This window comes from Bartonella sp. AC130YNZD (genome assembly GCF_042196865.1).
GTDB lineage: Bacteria > Pseudomonadota > Alphaproteobacteria > Rhizobiales > Rhizobiaceae > Bartonella.
On the sequence record NZ_JBHIQZ010000008.1, the window covers coordinates 51,185 to 66,748 of the forward strand.

The window sequence follows — 15,564 nt, forward strand, 5'->3', positions numbered from 1 at the left end:
AATGGAAGCCAAGAGGGAAGTGTATCTAAGCTGTTTGTAAATCAGATTGAGTTAAGAATCTTTGTTCTTTAAGAATGGGACGCAAGTCAATTTGACAAAAGAATGATCTATTTTGCGGGTAAACCTTATGGAGGAATATCACAAAGCTCATAAGGAAGTGATTTAAGACAATACAGTTATAAAAAAGTACAGTCATAAAAAAAGTCCTCCGTCGCAATCAGAGGACCAAAAAGCAGGAGAATTTTAACATTGACTCGCAGGACGTGTCAAAAAAGAATAAATTTAAAAGGCCGTACTAAATAAAAAAATCATACTTAAAGAACCTACCACATTATAATTAGCAGAGAATTGAAAAAATAGCAATATAAAAAATACTTTTTACAAAAAATTTTGTCATTTTTCATTAAAACTTAATACTTTTTTCAATTGAATATTTATTTTAAGACTCGATATTAATTAAACTATATTTAAAAATATTATGATGCATGCAAGCATCTTGATAATATTCTTCAATCAAAAACGAATTAAGAGCCCCTCATGATTATAGGATTGATATGGGGAAGGCTTTTTGTTTTTAAGAGTGAGGAGTGTATCTTAAGTATGTGAGGGGGGTGAAGTATTGTCCTTTTGGGTGGGGGCAAGGTGATGGAAATGGGAGCGAGAGCTGCTCAATGCTTGAGCCCGTGTGTGAGGGAAGTGCTTTAGAGGGGGCGGGGGCAACATGGGAGGCCGCTTAAAATGGCGAGGAGGGGGATTATTCAAAATGTTTATGGTTTGCATATCCCCAATGAAATGCGAGCAAGTCTAAACAATCTCGTAAATGATCGGCAAGGGAGTTTTGTTTGCGTTTTGAAGAACTTAATTCTTTTATCGCTTGTCCATAGCCGATAACGCGTTCAAGCAGTGAATAGCCAAGAATACCCAGTTGAACTTTGATTGTTCTTAAATGATTGGATGCTTCTATTTGACGTTCAATAGGGTGTGTGTACCCTTGGCTACAGGAAACCTTTTCATGGGTGTAGTCAAGGCTCATGTGGAGATCGGCTTTGCTTTGACGCCAGTAAAAATAAAAACGTTCTGCTGCTTTATATTGGGCTTTGCTGAGATGTCCTTTCGCATATAAAAGGGCAATGGGATGGCTTTGTGCATTGGCAATGGCATTGATGGTGCGCGGATTGCTGGAACTTTCTCGATGATTGGGTTTAAAATAAGGATTACTTGTTTCAACAGGGATTTCTTGCGTCTTTAAATGGCCAATGTGCTTTCCTTGATCTTGATGTTCAGGCGGGCAGGTTTGCGTATTTTTTTTCTGCTTATGGGTCATAGCATCTCCTTAAAAATTTTAATTTTGCTTCTCGTTTTTAAAAAATGTTGCTTGCTCTAGGCAAAAGAGGGGGGTGAGAGGAAGACATGTGTTGGAGTGTGCCGTGTGGGTATGCGCTCTTGGGGGTGACTTGGACTGTTGCGCTTGTGTGTGTGAGCCCCATGGATTTGGCTCTTGAAAAGAGGGGTGTTTTGTCGCATGGTGGATTTTCCTTGAATGACTTGATGGGGGAGTGGCATGATGTTGCGCGGTATTTTTCTGCATTGTGGTTGTTGTCTTTGTGGTTCTGCTTCTTTAAAGAATGGGCGTTTTGTTGCATGATGGGCATTCTTTCTGATTTTATTGCTGTGGGGGGAATTGATGTCGCAGGGTTTTGTTTTTTTGCCATGGTTGATGTTTTTCTGCCTCTTGGGGGCTTTATTTCTATTTATGTGGGATAAGAGGTATTTGAGGGATCATGAAAGGCATAAATTTTTTTAAGAGGATGGGGGTTTGGGGACTTTATTGGCGGGGATCTCATGTTGTTTATACGGTTGCTGAACGCATGGGGTGGCGCTGGCTTTGGTTCTCAATCCCGTGGAGTTTTGATGTCCTTTTGGGTCTTGTCATTGGGCTGGTTTATAGAGGTGTAAAGCATCTTGTTATGATTTGGCTTTAGAGCCTTGAAAAGATAGGGGGGTTGTCGCATTGTGGATATTTTTCTTGAGTGACTTGATGAGGGAGGTGAGTGATGGAGCGCGGGCTTTTGTCTCTGAAGGGATTGGTGTTTAGCTGTATTGTGGCCTATGTCTCTGTGGCTGTTTATGTGAAAATGAAGGCCCTTGGGATGACGTGGGGCGTATTTTTACAAGCTGTGGCGTTTTATGGCATTCCCGGTATTTTCCTTATGTTGGGTTATGAAGTAATGCAGCAGCGTGGTGTAACGAAGGGTTTGTTCCTCAAGATGGTGTTGTTGAGCTTCATTTTGGCTGCTGTCATTGATTTTGTTTATGCGCAAGCTGAGCATTTGGGTTTGGCTCAGGTGTGGTTCTCGAACAGGTGGGTGTTTAACATTCTTTTTGGCGTTGTCTTTGGTCTTGTCCTTACTCTTATTTATAGAGGGGCAAGGCGTTTTGGTTTAGGATTTCATTCTTTGAAAAGGATTGATCTTTTGCTGCATTTTTGGCATGATCTCTAATTTTTGCTTATGAAAGAGCGGGGCGTATGGTGGTTGCGCGGGACATGTTTTTGAAGGGGCTGGCGTTTTGCTGCGTTGTTGGCATGGTCCTTGGTTTTGCTTATGAAGATGCGGGGCGACCGGTTATTACATGGGAGGTGTTTTGGCAGGGGGTGGAGCTTTCTTGCATTGCTGGAGCTGTACTTTTGTTTTATTGTTGTGGGAGCAAACAGTAGAACTGTATCGTGGGGCGTGTTTTTCAAGGCTGTGGTGTTTTGCACCATTTCTGTAGTGGTTCTTGGCTTTGCTTATAAGGGAGTGAAGCGTTTTGATATATCGTGGGAATTTTTAGTGATAGGAGCGGTGTTTGTTGCATTGCTGGAGCTGTCCTTGGTTTTGCTTATGAGGGTGCGGGGTAAATGGATATCGCGTGGGGTATTTTTATTGAAGTTTCTGGTGTTGGGTGGCGTTGTTGGAGCTGTTGTTGGATTGGCGTATAACGGAGCCAAGCATATGGGGGGCACTGGTTTGTGATCTCGAACAATGAGGTGTTTCTGGGCACTATTGGACTTGTTCCTTTTTTTGTTTTGGAGGGGGTACGTTGTGTGCGTGTACTGTTGGGATGGTGCTTAAAAAGAATGAGCATTTTTCTTTCCCACGGGCGTGGTCTTTGATGTTCTTTCTGTGAGGGGTATTTGATGTCGAACGATGTAATGTTTTGGCTGTTGTTGGGATTTTTCTGCTTTTTTGCTCTGTCCTTGATTTTTATTTATAAGGGAGTGAAGCGTCGCTCTGTTACAGAGTGGATGTTTTGGAGATGGGTGGTGCTTTATGGCGTTGTTGCCACCTATCTTGGTTTTATTTATGTGGGCGTGGGCAGGCGCGCTGTTAACGGGGAGCTGCTCTTGAAGGGGGGGCGGTGTTTTCTTGCATTTTTGCAACTGTCCTTGGTTTGGTGCATCTGGGCGTCAAGAGTATGCCTGTGGCGGGGCAAGTGTTCTTAAAGGCAGTTATGTTTTGTTGCATGATGGGTTTTATCCTGTGGTTTGCTGCTGTGGGCGTCAGGGATATGGATAGCATAAGGGCGGTATTCTTAAAGGGATTGCTCTTGTCTGTATTGTTGAAAGTGCTCTTGGGGTTCTTTATACGCGAGCAAGGTGATACGGTGTTACAGAGGTCGTTGCGTGCTTTGAATTTTGCGCTGTTTTGCTGCATTTTGGCACTAATCCTTTTTTTACCCGTCTGGGAGCAGAGAATATAGGGTTGAGCTGGCTTTGGTTCTCGAATGATGGGATGTTTTCCTTTATTGTTGGATTTCTTTTTCCTTTGATTTATCAGGGTGTAAGGCGTGCGCGTGTTCTATGGGCTTGGTTCTTAAAGTAGGGTTTTTTTTTGTCTTATGGGTGTGATCTTTAATGGGCTTGCTGTGAGGGGTATTTGATGTCGAACGATTTGTTTTTTTTGCTGTTATTGGTGTTTCCCTCTTTTTGAAGGAAGTGCTGTTTTATTGCATTTTAGGAGTCGTTCTTTTTTTAGCTCTTGAGGGGATGGAGAGTATGGACATACCATGGGGACTTCTGTCCTTGATGGGGATCGTGTTTGTTGCACTGTTGGAGTGGTTCTTGATTTTGCATATGAGGGGGCGGCGAGATGGGGTGGTGACGCGTTGTTTGTGGTTATTGAAGGGGGTGGTGTTTTGCGCCGTTGTTGGAGCGACCTTTTTTTGTTTCCGTCTGGGAGCAGAGAATCTAGGGTTGAGCTGGCTTTGGTTTGCGAAGGATTGGGTGTTTTTCATCATTTGTGGATTTATCCTTCCTGTTGTTTATGTGGGAGCAAGGCGTGCGCGTTTGAAGGCGGAGGCGTTTTTAAAGAGAGTGGGGTTTATGGGGTATTACAGATAACGTCGAGGGAATGATTGTTCAAAAGAACAGCGATAGCGATAAGTTTGGGGATCAAACCAAAGCCCTACTTTGCCTTCAAAATCACCAGAACGTTGTTTGGCAATATTCATAATGACGCCGGGGCGTTTGGCTAAATCTGCTTTTTCTTGTGTGAGAGAAGCGGCAAAGATTTTATCTTCTAACGATCGATTGCGCCAAATGGTGATAATGTTAAAGGCATTGGCACCAATTTCTGAGGCGCCTTTAATGTCTTCTGTGCTGGGGATGTCTTTATCCAGACCGCCTTTGCGGGCATGGGCTACAAGATGAATGTGTACACTGTTTAAAACAGCCCAATCAACCATTTTATAAACGGCTTGTTCTTGTCTTGCATAATCATCAGAGGCAATGCCAAGCCGCATCAAACTGTCGATGATAAATTGATCGCAGCCATAGCGCGCACGACAATAGTCAAAGACATCAAGCAAGGTGTCAACGTTTGATTTACCAACATGTTCATAAAGAATAAGCCCATCGTCTAAAAAATGAAGAATCCGTTCAATTGTCTCTTTTGTAGGCTGTTCTAAGCCGCCCGTTTGTTTGGTTAAACGGCGAAGTGATTGTTCTCCTTTCATTTCTAGAGATGCTAAGCAAAGGCGACTCTTTTGTGCAATCCAATGGGGAATACAGTCTGATAATAATTGGCTTTTACCTGCACCACTCGCACCACTCCAGAGCGTTAATTCTGCTGGGCGGAAATGCAATTTGTCCTTCAGTTTAGGATAGGGAACCGTATAACCAAGATGTTTTTCAGGCTCTGGCCAAAAAAGCCCAATCACTTGATCTTTATAGTCTGAGGCGCACCGTAAACCTTCTGGTGCGAAGCTTTGTGCTGAGGAAAAGGCGGCTTTTATGGTGGCTTTATCAATCCCTGCGGTTAAACAGTCATTGGCATCTTTAAGGGGTAAACGGACACGGTAGCAATGATGGCGTCCAAGCCTGCTGGCAATCTCACGGGCTGCTTCTTCTCCGGGCTTGTCCATATCGGTGGCTAAAAAAATCGTTTCAAAAGATTCTAAATGATCAAATTCATTTTCAATCCAGTTGTGTTTGCCTCCACTGCCTCCTCCAAAGGGGACAGAGACCGCCGGATATCCATAGGCGGCTAAGGAAAGTGCATCAATTTCTCCTTCAGTGATAACAATGGTACGGTTTGTTGAAGAAAAAATGGGGAATGGCGCCTGTTGGGGCGCATGCGTGGGTGCCTGTTGGTGTGTGTGTGTGGAGGGGTGGTTTGTGGGGTAAAGGGCTTGCCAACCAAATAAAATCGGTTCACATTGGGAGGCTGTTGGTTTGGTTTTTGCTCCTGCTTGTGCGAGCCGTTCTTTGACTAAAGCAAGGGTGCCGTCGGGTTTATAAAAGGGAAAAATGATTTTTTCACCATCTTCTCCTATGCGGTAACGCTTTATAATTTCTAGAGGAATGCGGCGTTCTTCGTGGAGATAGGTTTTTACAAGATTCTGCGGGTTCTGCCCTGTAGGAACCGGTGGACGGCGATAGGAACGATGGGGCGCCATAAAGGGTTTGGGGCGTGTCAGATTGAGAGTCGCGCGTGCTTCTTCTAAGGCTTGAGAAAGGCTAATGCCTTTGACTTCACACCAAAGGTCTAAAAGATCTCCTCCAGTGCCTTCTGCAAAATCATACCAAAGTCCTGCTTTACTACCACTCAAGCAAATCGATAAACTTTGACCAGCTTCACCACGTGTGTTGCCTACAATCCAATTGTTGCCTCGTTTGTGCCCTTGGGGAAGAAGCATTTCTGCTATTCTATCTGCTTGTGAGATAAGTTTTTGTTTGATTTCAAAAATTGTGCTCATGGTCATTCGTGATATTATTGTCGTTTTTCTCAAGATGTGAGAAGTGAGGACTCTGTTTTTGCTGTTCTCACCGTTTGATCTGATCGTAAAGTCCCGTAGTGCTATGGGGCTTGCCAGTCTACTTTGAGAGCTTCTTTGCCGCTCTTTTCTTGCTAAAGGGCTTGCTCTCACTCAAGCCTTCTGAAATGGCTCTATTGATGTTTGTTTGCCAAGAGCATGGGAAGTGGCGCCTTGGGAAAAGGAGGAAGGTGGAAAGGAGGAATGATGCAAGAAGGTGGGTGTGGATATGCCTGTGAGGGGGTGGTGCATGCTGGAGTTCTGTTGGGGTGTGGTGTGGGGGGGTGTGTATTGGGGGGTGTATGTTGGGGAGCCTGTGGAGGGACTTGCGTGGGGAAAACGCTTTTGTGATGAGAGCAAAATGGGTGATGTTGTCTCGTTTTGCTGTGTGAAGAGCTTATTTCATTGTTGTTTTGCCGCACTTTGTTTTGTTCTGTGTTATTTTGTCCGATGCTGTTGTGGTTTTGAAACATTTTTATCCCCGCCCGTGCTTGAAAAATACATTGTTTTTGTGATGTCAAAAATTGTCGCTATAGTTGATCAAACTGCGGTAAAGCGTGTCGTTGTTCTCAGAGGTAAAAGATGAGGATCCTCCCTGTTTTTGCTGTTCTTGCCGTTCGATCTCACGGCGAAACCAGTTGCGCCATGTGGCTTGCCAGTCTACTTTGAGTGCTTCTTTGCCGCCTTTGGCTTGCCAATAGTCGCGAAACTTCTTTTCTTGCCAATGGGCTTGGCTTTCACTCAAGCCTTCTGAAACTGCCGCCTTGATGTCTGCTTGCCAATGCTCAGGAAGACGATGCCCTTTGGCAACTGAGGTTGTGGTTTTTTTGTTGGAAGAAGGAGGGACGGAGGCAGGAAGATTGCTGGGGGGAAGAGTGGTGTCGGATTTTGTTTTTTCCCCCGTGACAATTTGCGCGATAGGGGCGGGAGTGAACTCGGCTTGGCGAGCGTTTAAAGGGGAGGCGTTTTTTTGCTCCGCTTCTTCTTGTGGAGGAGAAGGGAGAGGTGAATCAAGAGCCGATAAGGGTGATGGATGATCGCTTTGTTCAAAACTCTCTTCGCAGGAAAAACAAGGTTCTATCTCATCAAACAAAATTTTCTTTTCTAAAACACCGTAAGGTGTTTCCTTTTCTTCTGCCTTTTGAGCTTTTGAGCTTTGTGCAACATCTTTTGTACTTTCGTTAAGCAGTTGTTGCATCTCTGCATTGATTTTCTTGCGTTTTTTTGCCGAAGAACGACCCGCAAAGGATTTTTGTTCAAGCAATTTTTCACGCTCTTGAAAAACATTTTCGCAACGCTTGTTCCATAATCCATTGGCTAAATTTAAAATCTTACCCTCTTGGATGAGCATCTCTAAAACATTAACAAAAGTTCGCTTGTCACAACCACAAAGACGCGCTAAACGTTCTTTCGATATTTCTAAAGGTCGGCCACGGGCATACATTTCATTGAGAAGAATCGTATAGATTCCAATTTCGTGTGCGCGCATCCCACGTACACCTCCTAGAAAGTCATTTTGATACCAACAAACATATGGAAGCCTAGACGATTCATAATGAGGAGTTTCTTGTTGATTAGCGTGTTTCATACTGCAATCTACTTTCTTCTTTTTTATACATTTTTATTGATGATAAAAGCTCAAATAAGGATTTAACTTGTGTTGCTTTTGGCTCTGTTCGATGATGATTAGAGGCTTCTTTACGATGCTTATAAATGATTGGCTGTGCTTGAAGCGCATGCAAACTTACGATTTAAGATTGCGGTGATGGAAAGAATAAAGAATACCACACATTCTCAACGTACTTGCTTTTGGGCAGAAGCTTTGGAGGTGGTCTTTTATATCCGGTAGGGTGGTTAAAGTGTTTTTATGATCTAAAAATAAAAAAAATTCCCCCTAAAAAGTAAAATTTGTTTCCTTAATTTTATCCTTTTTAGAGGATAATGCAAGCCCGTTTTATAAAAAGGACGTGTTTTTTTAAAAAGACGCGCTATATGGTGAAATTATGAATATCGATGGTTGGCGTCAAAGATTAAGAATCGCTTTGGAAAAAAGTGGGCGGTCAAAAAGATCTATCTCCCTCGCTGCCGGTAAAGGCGCGGGGTACCTTCATTCTATTCTTTCTGAAGGAAAAGAACCAACAATCGAATCTCTTTCGCGAATTTGTCACGAAATTAATATCAGTATGAATTATATTCTTTACGGTAAAGGGGCTAGCCCTGAAGATAAAGAATTTATAGAGCTTATTTCGAAACTCTCTCCGCAAGAGAGACAGGCGATTTTGACTCTTTTGCGGCGACCAATTGACGAAGCTTCAAAATAACTTCCTTCTGTGCTTTTGAATCAAGGCGACTCCAGTATTTTATTAATATTATGTCACTCATTTTATCTCTCCTGTGTGTTTATAATTGCAATTTTGTAAGAACAAATAGAGAACAACAAAGGGGCATGAGAGGAACAAAGAATAATAGATTTTTCTTTACATATGTCATTTGAACCCCGCAGAGATTTAAAATATATCTTTTATGAAGGATAAAATGGTTGACATCTCTCCTATAGAGGAGATAAGACTAACGCTATATTTAGTCTTGTCAAGACAAGGCTATGCTTTATCAACTATCTAAAGGGGGAAATCATGAAAAATATTCCATTCGTTAAAGAGGATGAAATCATTATCGTTTTATGCGAAGATGAAAATCCTAATACTTATGAAGGACCAATCGATGAAATCGAAGAAGTGCTCGAACTGATTGAAGAATGTGAAACTGTTTATAGAGTTTTACGACTCGATCTGACAACTTCTCATGCTGAAGATGTTACGGAACAAATCGCTGATTTTTATGTCGACAATCATGAAATGAATGAAGAAAATACACAATTGCAGCCCTTCATTTTGAATAGTGAAGCTTATCATGCTTGTTTAAATGAAAGAGCGGCTTGCGATTATGAAGATAATCTCTATGGCTCTTATGAAAAACAGCATCGTTTACGCCCATGTGATGTCTTGACAGATTATTGGTGGTAAACATGCCAAGTTATCTCAAGACTTCGTATCAAGGGATTCCACTTTATTATGCTGGAAATATGCGAAATTTAATCAGACTCGAACCACAAAAACACAACGCTATACTTTTTATATCGCAAGAGGTGGCTCAGTCTATGGTAAAAAAATTGGAGGAAGAATATTGCCGCCATGATTTTTCCGTCGTGCAGTAGCAGGGTTGAAAAAAGAAGCCGCAATGATGGGCCCAGGTGCTTTTTCATTGCGGTGACAATGGTGTGCGTTATGCTTTCGTTCTTGGGGGAGAAGCTTAGGGGGAGAGCTTTGCGGGGATTTTCTTAGCCAATATGAGAAAGGGGGGTATGAAGAAAAGAGCCTATATATGAGAAATTGCGGGCGCTTGTGGGGAGAAAGTTGCCGGCTGGTTCATTGGGAGGGGATAAGGCAATGAAGGGGCAGGTCGTCATCCAGTGACTTGGAGTGATACGAAAGCATGCTGGAGAACAAAAATGAGGCTTTTAGGGAAGAGACGCAGCAGTACAGACAAGTTCCAACCTATAAAAAGGCACGTTCAAGGGGGAAAGGAGCTGGTTTTTATGTTTTTGCGGCACGCAAGTAGGGAGCTTGGAATGATACGTAAAGCATGCTGGAAAATGAAAGGAGGTGTTTGACGGGGAGGTCGTTAAAGTTTGTTTAGACGTATTGGGACACGGGGGAGATGTAAGGGGGCAGCAGTTTTTGTGTTTTTTGGGGCACAATATTGAAGGATGTTGTTGTCTTTAGTCCGTGTGAGGGAAACAGCTTAAAAAAAGGTGAATGCTTTAAAGAGGATATATTACAAAACACCTTAAAGATGAAGGGGAGAAATACTATGCCAATCATTATCGATTGTATTCAAGGAACAGAAGAATGGCAGAAAGTGCGTAATGGTTTGATTACGGCTTCTTTGTTTGAGATGGTTATGGCGCAAAAAAAACAGGGGCAAAAAACGTCACGCTATCAGAGTGTGATGATGAAATTGGCGGGAGAAAGAATTACAGGAAAAACTGTTGATGAAGGAACAACGCTTTCTCAGCGACGCGGGACTGAATTAGAACCAATCGCACGACAGCTTTATGGGGAACTTACACATACAGAACCTGAATGTATTGGCTTTGTTTTGGCAGATGATCGCGGACAAGGATTTTCCCCCGATGCTTTTGTGGGAAAAAATGGCTTATTAGAAATTAAAACAAAAAAACCTGAAATTTTGATCCCTCATTTCATGCAAAAGAGCTTTCCAGCAGAACATAAAGCACAATGTCAAGGGGGATTATGGATTTCTCAACGTGAATGGGTGGATTTAATGCTCTATTGGCCGGATATGCCCCCTTTGATTAAACGGGCTTATCGTGATGAAGCGTATATTTGCAAGCTTGAAAATGAAATTAACCGTTTTAATGAGGCGTTGGAGAAGATGGTACAGCAAATTAAGAGTGTTGGGACAGGTTTTCATATAAGAACAGAAATTGCTTTGAAGGAGGGGGGGGAAAGGGTGCTTGGAATGAAGACAAAGCGTATGCTGGAGGGGAAAACGAGAATGAGACGGGGTGGGAAGGGATCTTGTGTAGCGTTGAGGAGAGGCAAGCTTTAGTCATAAGGCAAGAAGTAAGCGGAAAAGCAGGTGGGTGTTGAAGGGAGAGAGACTTCGCGTGACAGCTATTGCTTGGGAAAATGGAAGAAGGTGTTTCAGAGGGGCAGTCAAGTGAAAAATAAGAGAGATAACGAAGTATTTTGGGGGAAGATGTTAGGGAAGTGAGATAGGGGATGTGGGGTGCGGTTCTGTCCGCTTTTGTGTTGTGCCGTGTTTGGGGGCGCGATGAAAGTCCCCATGATGGCGAAGTTGCCGGACAAGTGCTTTTTCATTGGAGAGGAAATGGTCCTTGTGGTGCTTTTGTTTATTGAGAAAGAGTCGTTTGAGGGGCGTTTTTTAGCCAATATGGGGAAAAGGATGTAGGGACATGAGAAAAAGTCTGTGTGGAGTCAAGTAGGCTTGTTGGGGAAAGGTTGGGGGGCGGATTGTGGAAGAAAATAGAAGGGTAGGGAAAACGGGAGAATAGGGAAAGAACGGATAGAGATATTATAATCTTTATGTTTTTCTACACTACCTTGTTATAGAAAATCAAAAATGACCACATTTTGTGAATTCACTGTGGGTCGCTCTTAAAGCTCTTCAAAAGCACTGATCAATAGATACTTCTCCATATAAATTTGATAAATGATATTAGTATGATCCCGAAGATAAATGCACCAATATTTACCAAATATCCTTTTATACTGATGAAAATTAATAACCCTATACTTATTATTCCTAGTGGTATATTCCACGTAAAAAACGAAATTATATAACACAGTATAGGTATTATTCCACAAATAATGAAAATTACATTCATGATACTACCAATTACATGCTCGGTATTATCTTGTCGTCTGTTCTCTTGGTTTCTACTAATTTCAGAAGCCTTGTGATTATATTTAAAAGTTTCATGATAGAACTGATTGTAAGCAGCTCTCTTTTGAGGATCTTTAAGAACTTCATAGGCTTCAAGGATTTTTCTGAATTTTTGTTCTGCTTCGGTACTAGAATTATGATCAGGGTGGTATTGCAGAGCTAATTTACGAAAAGCAGATTTTATCTGTTTATCGTTGCATGCGTAGCTTATACCAAGAATTCCATAATAATCGTCTTCATTTACTATCATTAAATACAGCCACTTTGTGTATTGCTCTTATTTTATAAGATCGTTTAATTGATCTCTTTTGAATGTATCGACATGTGTTATTTTTATGTTATAAATATGGTGAAAATTGTATTGAATGGCATGGCTGTACTTGGGGCTATTGTCTCTAAATGAGAGGAGATACAGTTCAAAACGCTTAAAAATGCAGCATACTCTTTGAGAAGCAATTTTCATAAAGTTATGGAATGAATAGATCAAAGTTTATGGTAATTTTGTATACTCTATGATAACTTTGTATAAGATCTCAATTTCATGATCAAGTTTCTCAAGTTCTTTCTTGTTTTTAGCTATACGCTCTTGATATGTCTCTATGTGTTTCATAAGGTTTGAGAGATCTGTATGCTCATGAGAGTGTTTTGCTTCATTCACATGTCGCATTGCGTCTATTTCTAATTCTATAAGGGTGCACAGAGTATTAAATACATGATGTCGTTTGTTGATTATATTCTGCCATTTTTTTATTATATTGATATGTTTTTCATAGAGCAGTTGCGATAACTGCTGCTTGTTTTCTAAAAAAATGTTTTTTCTATCAGAGAATTTGGTAGAATTTTTCTTCCCACCAGCGACTTCCATTAACAAGGAAAATGCAGAAAAATCTCTCTCTTTCTGTAATCTCTTTTGAAGAGAATACTTCATTCGAATGAGTATATCCCTTTGAATAATAAAAAAGATGCGTTGTTAAAAGAGCGATAATTAAGACGCTTCTCAATAAAGACTGTTTAATTAACATTGTTTTTTATACCCTCTTAGTGCTTGATTATAGTCATTGTGAGGGGGAGCTTAATGGTTCTTTAGAAGTATTTGAAAGGCGTTTTATTGTCCGTTTAAAGATTTTTTAGATACTGCTTCCATCTTTCCAAAGCGCTATATCTTACGAGTGGTTTTACATCTTCTATGGGCATCATTGCAAGGTATACCTGTCTAGCCATAACGCACATTGTTGCTGTGTTTCTAAAACGAGTGAGTTCATTGCCTATTATGAGCTGCTCTGTCTGAAGAGTTTGTTCTTTTCGACTAATGCCATTGGGAGAATCCAAAAATTTTTCTGCGTACGCAAACATTGGATCATCAAAGTTTGTTTCAAACTTTGCTTTGAGGAAAATATTTTCTATATAATCCCAATCTTTCCTGTATTTCATCTCGTTAGCTTTAAAAGCCTTCGGTCTTGTTGGTAAGTCGTTAAATGTAAGTGTGGGCATCGTTTTATCACCTTGCCATAAATCAAAAAGCGTCCACAAAAAACAAGCAATATGTGATAATGTCTTAAAATATTGAATTCTGGAGGATTACGGGGCAATGTGATTAAATACTTCCAAAATTGACTTTTGTCATGGGCTATACTTACAGTTTTTTCCATATACGCTTTTAAATATTCTACCTCTTTTTTTGCTTTTTCTAATTTCTGAGAATATGCTAAATGAGTGTAATTTTCATGGACATATTTTTGGTAAAGCTTATCGTATTCAGCAAGGTCGCTTACTTGAGTACAACCCAATAATATGAATACAGAAAAAAACGTTATAAATATTATGACGTACGTTCTGAATAATAATTTCATCATTTTAACTTTTAATGATTATCATGAATATTTAATTGATTTCTGTTAAATAAATCAATATGTGTTATTTTTGTGTTGAAAATATACGTAAAAACGTATTTAATAAAAATGGTTATAATGATCATAATGTGTCTAAATAAAGGTGTGGTACTGGCTAAAACCCCACATATGTGGGGTTTTAGCTTATTGGAGGAGGTATGACAGCAGAAAATATAAGGGGATCTGTAGCCAAAATGGTTGTCCTAAGGTGGGGAGAGTAGGGAATATCCAAAATACTCCAAATGAAATATACTTGTTCTTGTACATTCACGCACTTGTTTTAATAAAGATATCTCGCTCTAAGCTCATTTCACAGCCATTTTATGCCGGCGTTCGTAAATTTCATACTGGCGCCTGTGAATAATATCGTGAGGGGTATAACGGTCAAGCCCCGTAGATTATAAAGTCCGTAGATTATACCCCCAGAGATTATAAACATTGCGCACCCTATCTTACTTTATGAAAAAGTAAGTTGGTACTATTGGGGCCCGTTGCCAAAATTGCGGCATGGGCTGTAGCTCTTGAGACGATTCATAATCTCGTTTATTGGGAGGCTTCTTACGAAGAGATATGCTTTTCTTGGAAAGTTTTTCGCCATACGAATCTTTCTGTTTGTGAACTGTAAGCGAAGAGGGGTGATTGATTTTAATAGAACAGAGAGAGAGAACTTTTCGCTCTTGGGGCTCTTATGCAAGAGGAATAACGCTATCCGTATCAATTAAAGTATTCGTATAAAAAAGATGCGTGTTGAAAGAGGGATGGCTTAGAGCACGAGGAAAATCATAGTGTATAAAATTGGCAATGAGGGATCTTCTTTGAAACGGCGGGCTATCAATTTTCTGGTATATGGGATGCCTAGTATATGGGGATGTCTGTTATATGAGATGTTTGCCATATGGGAGAGTGGGGTGGCTTAGTGAAAGCTTTATTGAGAGGGACTTTATCACTGTTTGGTTTTTGCTTTTGGTAAGGGGTGGGGAGAATGGGGAAGGAATTGAGTTGAGAGGAGGTTCTGGAAATGGCTCTGTTAGATCTGTTGTAAATGACGAATAAGATCGATGAAGCTTATTCTAATTTTTAGAGGGAATGCTTGTGTTGCTTGAGGTGGATAGAGAGGTTAGAAAGATAAGATTATTCGTTTTTCGGCGGATAAAGGTATCAATGGGATATGTTCAAACAATGAGTTTATAATAATTCATTATTGAGATTCAATTTGAATTTCAATGAGAGCCCGAAATAGTGTGAGATGTTTTTAGTTTTCTTATTCAAACGCTCTTATATTGAATCAAGTAAAATCGTTTGTTTGCATATTACAAACAGGGTGAGCTTGTGGGAAAAATATTCAAGAAATAAAATATTGAAAAAATAAAAATGCTTATATCGCACTCAAGCGCCAAGAGCTGTTGCAACAGTGAGGCTTGGCAAAGAGAAGGATAGGGCAAATCTTACAGAAAGGAAAGAGGGGAAAGCCAATAGGAGGGGGACTATTCTTTGGGGGGCGGTCAATTTCAAAAGCCATTCGCAAAGCATTTTAGAGATTAAGCATGTTATTGAGTCCATTGATTTTGAAGCTATTGAAGCGCATGGTTTAAAGGATGGAGGATTTGATGAAGCCGATGAAGGTTGGGGGAAAAGATTTAGGCTTATAGGGAAGACTTATAAGGGCAAGAAGAGAGAGGCAAAAGAAGAATAAAATGGTGCTGCGAGAGAGGATTGAACTCTCGACCTCTCCCTTACCAAGGGAGTGCTCTACCACTGAGCTACCGCAGCCCTTTTCAATCTTTGCGCTGTCTTGTGCCATATTGTCAGAAAATAGGCAAGAGAACATTTGTATATTCTTGCAAGAAAACGTATCTTATGTCATGACATATGTTTCTTATATGCTTAAATA

At 40.8% G+C, this 15,564-nt stretch carries 22 protein-coding genes, 1 tRNA gene and 2 pseudogenes; 18 read left to right on the plus strand and 7 right to left on the minus strand.

All coding sequences use genetic code 11. From position 1 onward, the window contains the following. Positions 1 to 611 precede the first annotated feature (611 nt). Positions 612 to 737 (plus strand): hypothetical protein, encoded by a 126-nt coding sequence (locus tag ACFINU_RS04890; protein WP_375617946.1) that lies wholly within the window; start codon positions 612 to 614, stop codon positions 735 to 737. Between the two features lie 17 nt (positions 738 to 754). On the opposite strand, the gene ACFINU_RS04895 is transcribed toward ACFINU_RS04890, so the two are convergent. Beyond that, on the minus strand, positions 755 to 1,324 hold the full coding sequence (locus tag ACFINU_RS04895; RefSeq protein WP_375617947.1) for a hypothetical protein: 570 nt from the start codon (positions 1,322 to 1,324) through the stop codon (positions 755 to 757). Between the two features lie 86 nt (positions 1,325 to 1,410). Here ACFINU_RS04895 and ACFINU_RS04900 point away from each other — a divergent pair, with 86 nt between their 5' ends. The 7 genes from ACFINU_RS04900 to ACFINU_RS04930 all read left to right on the plus strand — a co-directional run bounded on the left by ACFINU_RS04900 (position 1,411) and on the right by ACFINU_RS04930 (position 4,395). After that, positions 1,411 to 1,764: a hypothetical protein gene (locus ACFINU_RS04900; protein WP_375617948.1), complete on the plus strand. Its 354-nt coding sequence runs from the start codon at positions 1,411 to 1,413 to the stop codon at positions 1,762 to 1,764. Positions 1,765 to 1,781: 17 nt separating this feature from the next. Further along, a complete protein-coding gene (locus ACFINU_RS04905; protein ID WP_375617949.1) occupies positions 1,782 to 1,982 on the plus strand; it encodes a hypothetical protein in 201 nt (66 codons plus the stop codon). Positions 1,983 to 2,054: 72 nt separating this feature from the next. Continuing rightward, positions 2,055 to 2,501, plus strand: a complete 447-nt coding sequence (locus ACFINU_RS04910) for a hypothetical protein (protein ID WP_375617950.1) — start codon at positions 2,055 to 2,057, stop codon at positions 2,499 to 2,501. A gap of 26 nt (positions 2,502 to 2,527) precedes the next feature. Then, positions 2,528 to 2,716, plus strand: a complete 189-nt coding sequence (locus ACFINU_RS04915; protein ID WP_375617951.1) for a hypothetical protein — start codon at positions 2,528 to 2,530, stop codon at positions 2,714 to 2,716. 34 nt (positions 2,717 to 2,750) lie between these two features. Next, the gene (locus tag ACFINU_RS04920; RefSeq protein WP_375617952.1) at positions 2,751 to 3,014 is read left to right on the plus strand and encodes a hypothetical protein; all 264 of its coding nucleotides are present in this window, start codon (positions 2,751 to 2,753) and stop codon (positions 3,012 to 3,014) included. A gap of 164 nt (positions 3,015 to 3,178) precedes the next feature. Further along, positions 3,179 to 3,484: a hypothetical protein gene (locus tag ACFINU_RS04925; protein ID WP_375617953.1), complete on the plus strand. Its 306-nt coding sequence runs from the start codon at positions 3,179 to 3,181 to the stop codon at positions 3,482 to 3,484. Between the two features lie 563 nt (positions 3,485 to 4,047). Next, positions 4,048 to 4,395, plus strand: coding sequence for a hypothetical protein (locus tag ACFINU_RS04930; protein ID WP_375617954.1), 348 nt, complete (start codon positions 4,048 to 4,050; stop codon positions 4,393 to 4,395). Here ACFINU_RS04930 and ACFINU_RS04935 read toward each other — a convergent pair. Further along, positions 4,375 to 6,237, minus strand: a pseudogene (locus tag ACFINU_RS04935) (toprim domain-containing protein); the annotation flags it as partial. The gene ACFINU_RS04930 and the pseudogene ACFINU_RS04935 overlap by 21 nt on opposite strands. Before the next feature lie 201 nt (positions 6,238 to 6,438). On the opposite strand from ACFINU_RS04935, the gene ACFINU_RS04940 reads away from it, so the two are divergent. Further along, positions 6,439 to 6,645 carry a hypothetical protein gene (locus ACFINU_RS04940; protein ID WP_375667405.1) on the plus strand — a complete coding sequence of 69 codons (207 nt, stop codon included), beginning with the start codon at positions 6,439 to 6,441 and terminating at the stop codon, positions 6,643 to 6,645. 166 nt (positions 6,646 to 6,811) lie between these two features. On the opposite strand, the gene ACFINU_RS04945 is transcribed toward ACFINU_RS04940, so the two are convergent. Next, entirely contained in the window at positions 6,812 to 7,882 is a 1,071-nt protein-coding gene (locus ACFINU_RS04945; protein WP_375617956.1) for a YdaU family protein, read from the minus strand. Positions 7,883 to 8,297: 415 nt separating this feature from the next. Here ACFINU_RS04945 and ACFINU_RS04950 point away from each other — a divergent pair, with 415 nt between their 5' ends. From ACFINU_RS04950 to ACFINU_RS04975, 6 genes are all read left to right on the plus strand, one after another. Further along, on the plus strand, positions 8,298 to 8,615 hold the full coding sequence (locus ACFINU_RS04950) for an XRE family transcriptional regulator (protein ID WP_273790852.1): 318 nt from the start codon (positions 8,298 to 8,300) through the stop codon (positions 8,613 to 8,615). A gap of 312 nt (positions 8,616 to 8,927) precedes the next feature. After that, positions 8,928 to 9,317, plus strand: a complete 390-nt coding sequence (locus tag ACFINU_RS04955) for a hypothetical protein (RefSeq protein ID WP_375617957.1) — start codon at positions 8,928 to 8,930, stop codon at positions 9,315 to 9,317. A 2-nt stretch (positions 9,318 to 9,319) separates the two neighbouring features. Continuing rightward, positions 9,320 to 9,508 (plus strand): hypothetical protein, encoded by a 189-nt coding sequence (locus ACFINU_RS04960; protein WP_375617958.1) that lies wholly within the window; start codon positions 9,320 to 9,322, stop codon positions 9,506 to 9,508. A 278-nt stretch (positions 9,509 to 9,786) separates the two neighbouring features. Further along, a complete protein-coding gene (locus ACFINU_RS04965) occupies positions 9,787 to 9,912 on the plus strand; it encodes a hypothetical protein (RefSeq protein ID WP_375617959.1) in 126 nt (41 codons plus the stop codon). Positions 9,913 to 10,164: 252 nt separating this feature from the next. Then, the gene (locus tag ACFINU_RS04970; protein WP_375617960.1) at positions 10,165 to 10,926 is read left to right on the plus strand and encodes a YqaJ viral recombinase family protein; all 762 of its coding nucleotides are present in this window, start codon (positions 10,165 to 10,167) and stop codon (positions 10,924 to 10,926) included. A gap of 173 nt (positions 10,927 to 11,099) precedes the next feature. Next, a complete protein-coding gene (locus tag ACFINU_RS04975) occupies positions 11,100 to 11,237 on the plus strand; it encodes a hypothetical protein (RefSeq protein ID WP_375617961.1) in 138 nt (45 codons plus the stop codon). 563 nt (positions 11,238 to 11,800) lie between these two features. Here the strand turns inward: ACFINU_RS04975 and ACFINU_RS04980 are convergent. The 3 genes and pseudogenes from ACFINU_RS04980 to ACFINU_RS04990 all read right to left on the minus strand — a co-directional run. Beyond that, positions 11,801 to 12,034, minus strand: a pseudogene (locus ACFINU_RS04980) (DnaJ domain-containing protein); the annotation flags it as partial. Between the two features lie 240 nt (positions 12,035 to 12,274). Next, entirely contained in the window at positions 12,275 to 12,712 is a 438-nt protein-coding gene (locus tag ACFINU_RS04985) for a hypothetical protein (protein WP_375617962.1), read from the minus strand. Between the two features lie 188 nt (positions 12,713 to 12,900). Then, positions 12,901 to 13,275, minus strand: a complete 375-nt coding sequence (locus ACFINU_RS04990; protein ID WP_375667408.1) for a hypothetical protein — start codon at positions 13,273 to 13,275, stop codon at positions 12,901 to 12,903. 870 nt (positions 13,276 to 14,145) lie between these two features. Here ACFINU_RS04990 and ACFINU_RS04995 point away from each other — a divergent pair. The 3 genes from ACFINU_RS04995 (at position 14,146) to ACFINU_RS05005 (ending at position 15,366) form a co-directional block, all read left to right on the plus strand. Then, positions 14,146 to 14,298, plus strand: coding sequence for a hypothetical protein (locus ACFINU_RS04995; protein WP_375667410.1), 153 nt, complete (start codon positions 14,146 to 14,148; stop codon positions 14,296 to 14,298). Between the two features lie 254 nt (positions 14,299 to 14,552). Then, positions 14,553 to 14,726, plus strand: a complete 174-nt coding sequence (locus ACFINU_RS05000) for a hypothetical protein (RefSeq protein WP_375617965.1) — start codon at positions 14,553 to 14,555, stop codon at positions 14,724 to 14,726. 358 nt (positions 14,727 to 15,084) lie between these two features. Beyond that, a complete protein-coding gene (locus ACFINU_RS05005; RefSeq protein ID WP_375617966.1) occupies positions 15,085 to 15,366 on the plus strand; it encodes a hypothetical protein in 282 nt (93 codons plus the stop codon). Positions 15,367 to 15,368: 2 nt separating this feature from the next. Here ACFINU_RS05005 and ACFINU_RS05010 read toward each other — a convergent pair. Then, a tRNA-Thr gene (locus tag ACFINU_RS05010) sits at positions 15,369 to 15,443 on the minus strand. Between the last annotated feature and the right edge of the window lie 121 nt (positions 15,444 to 15,564).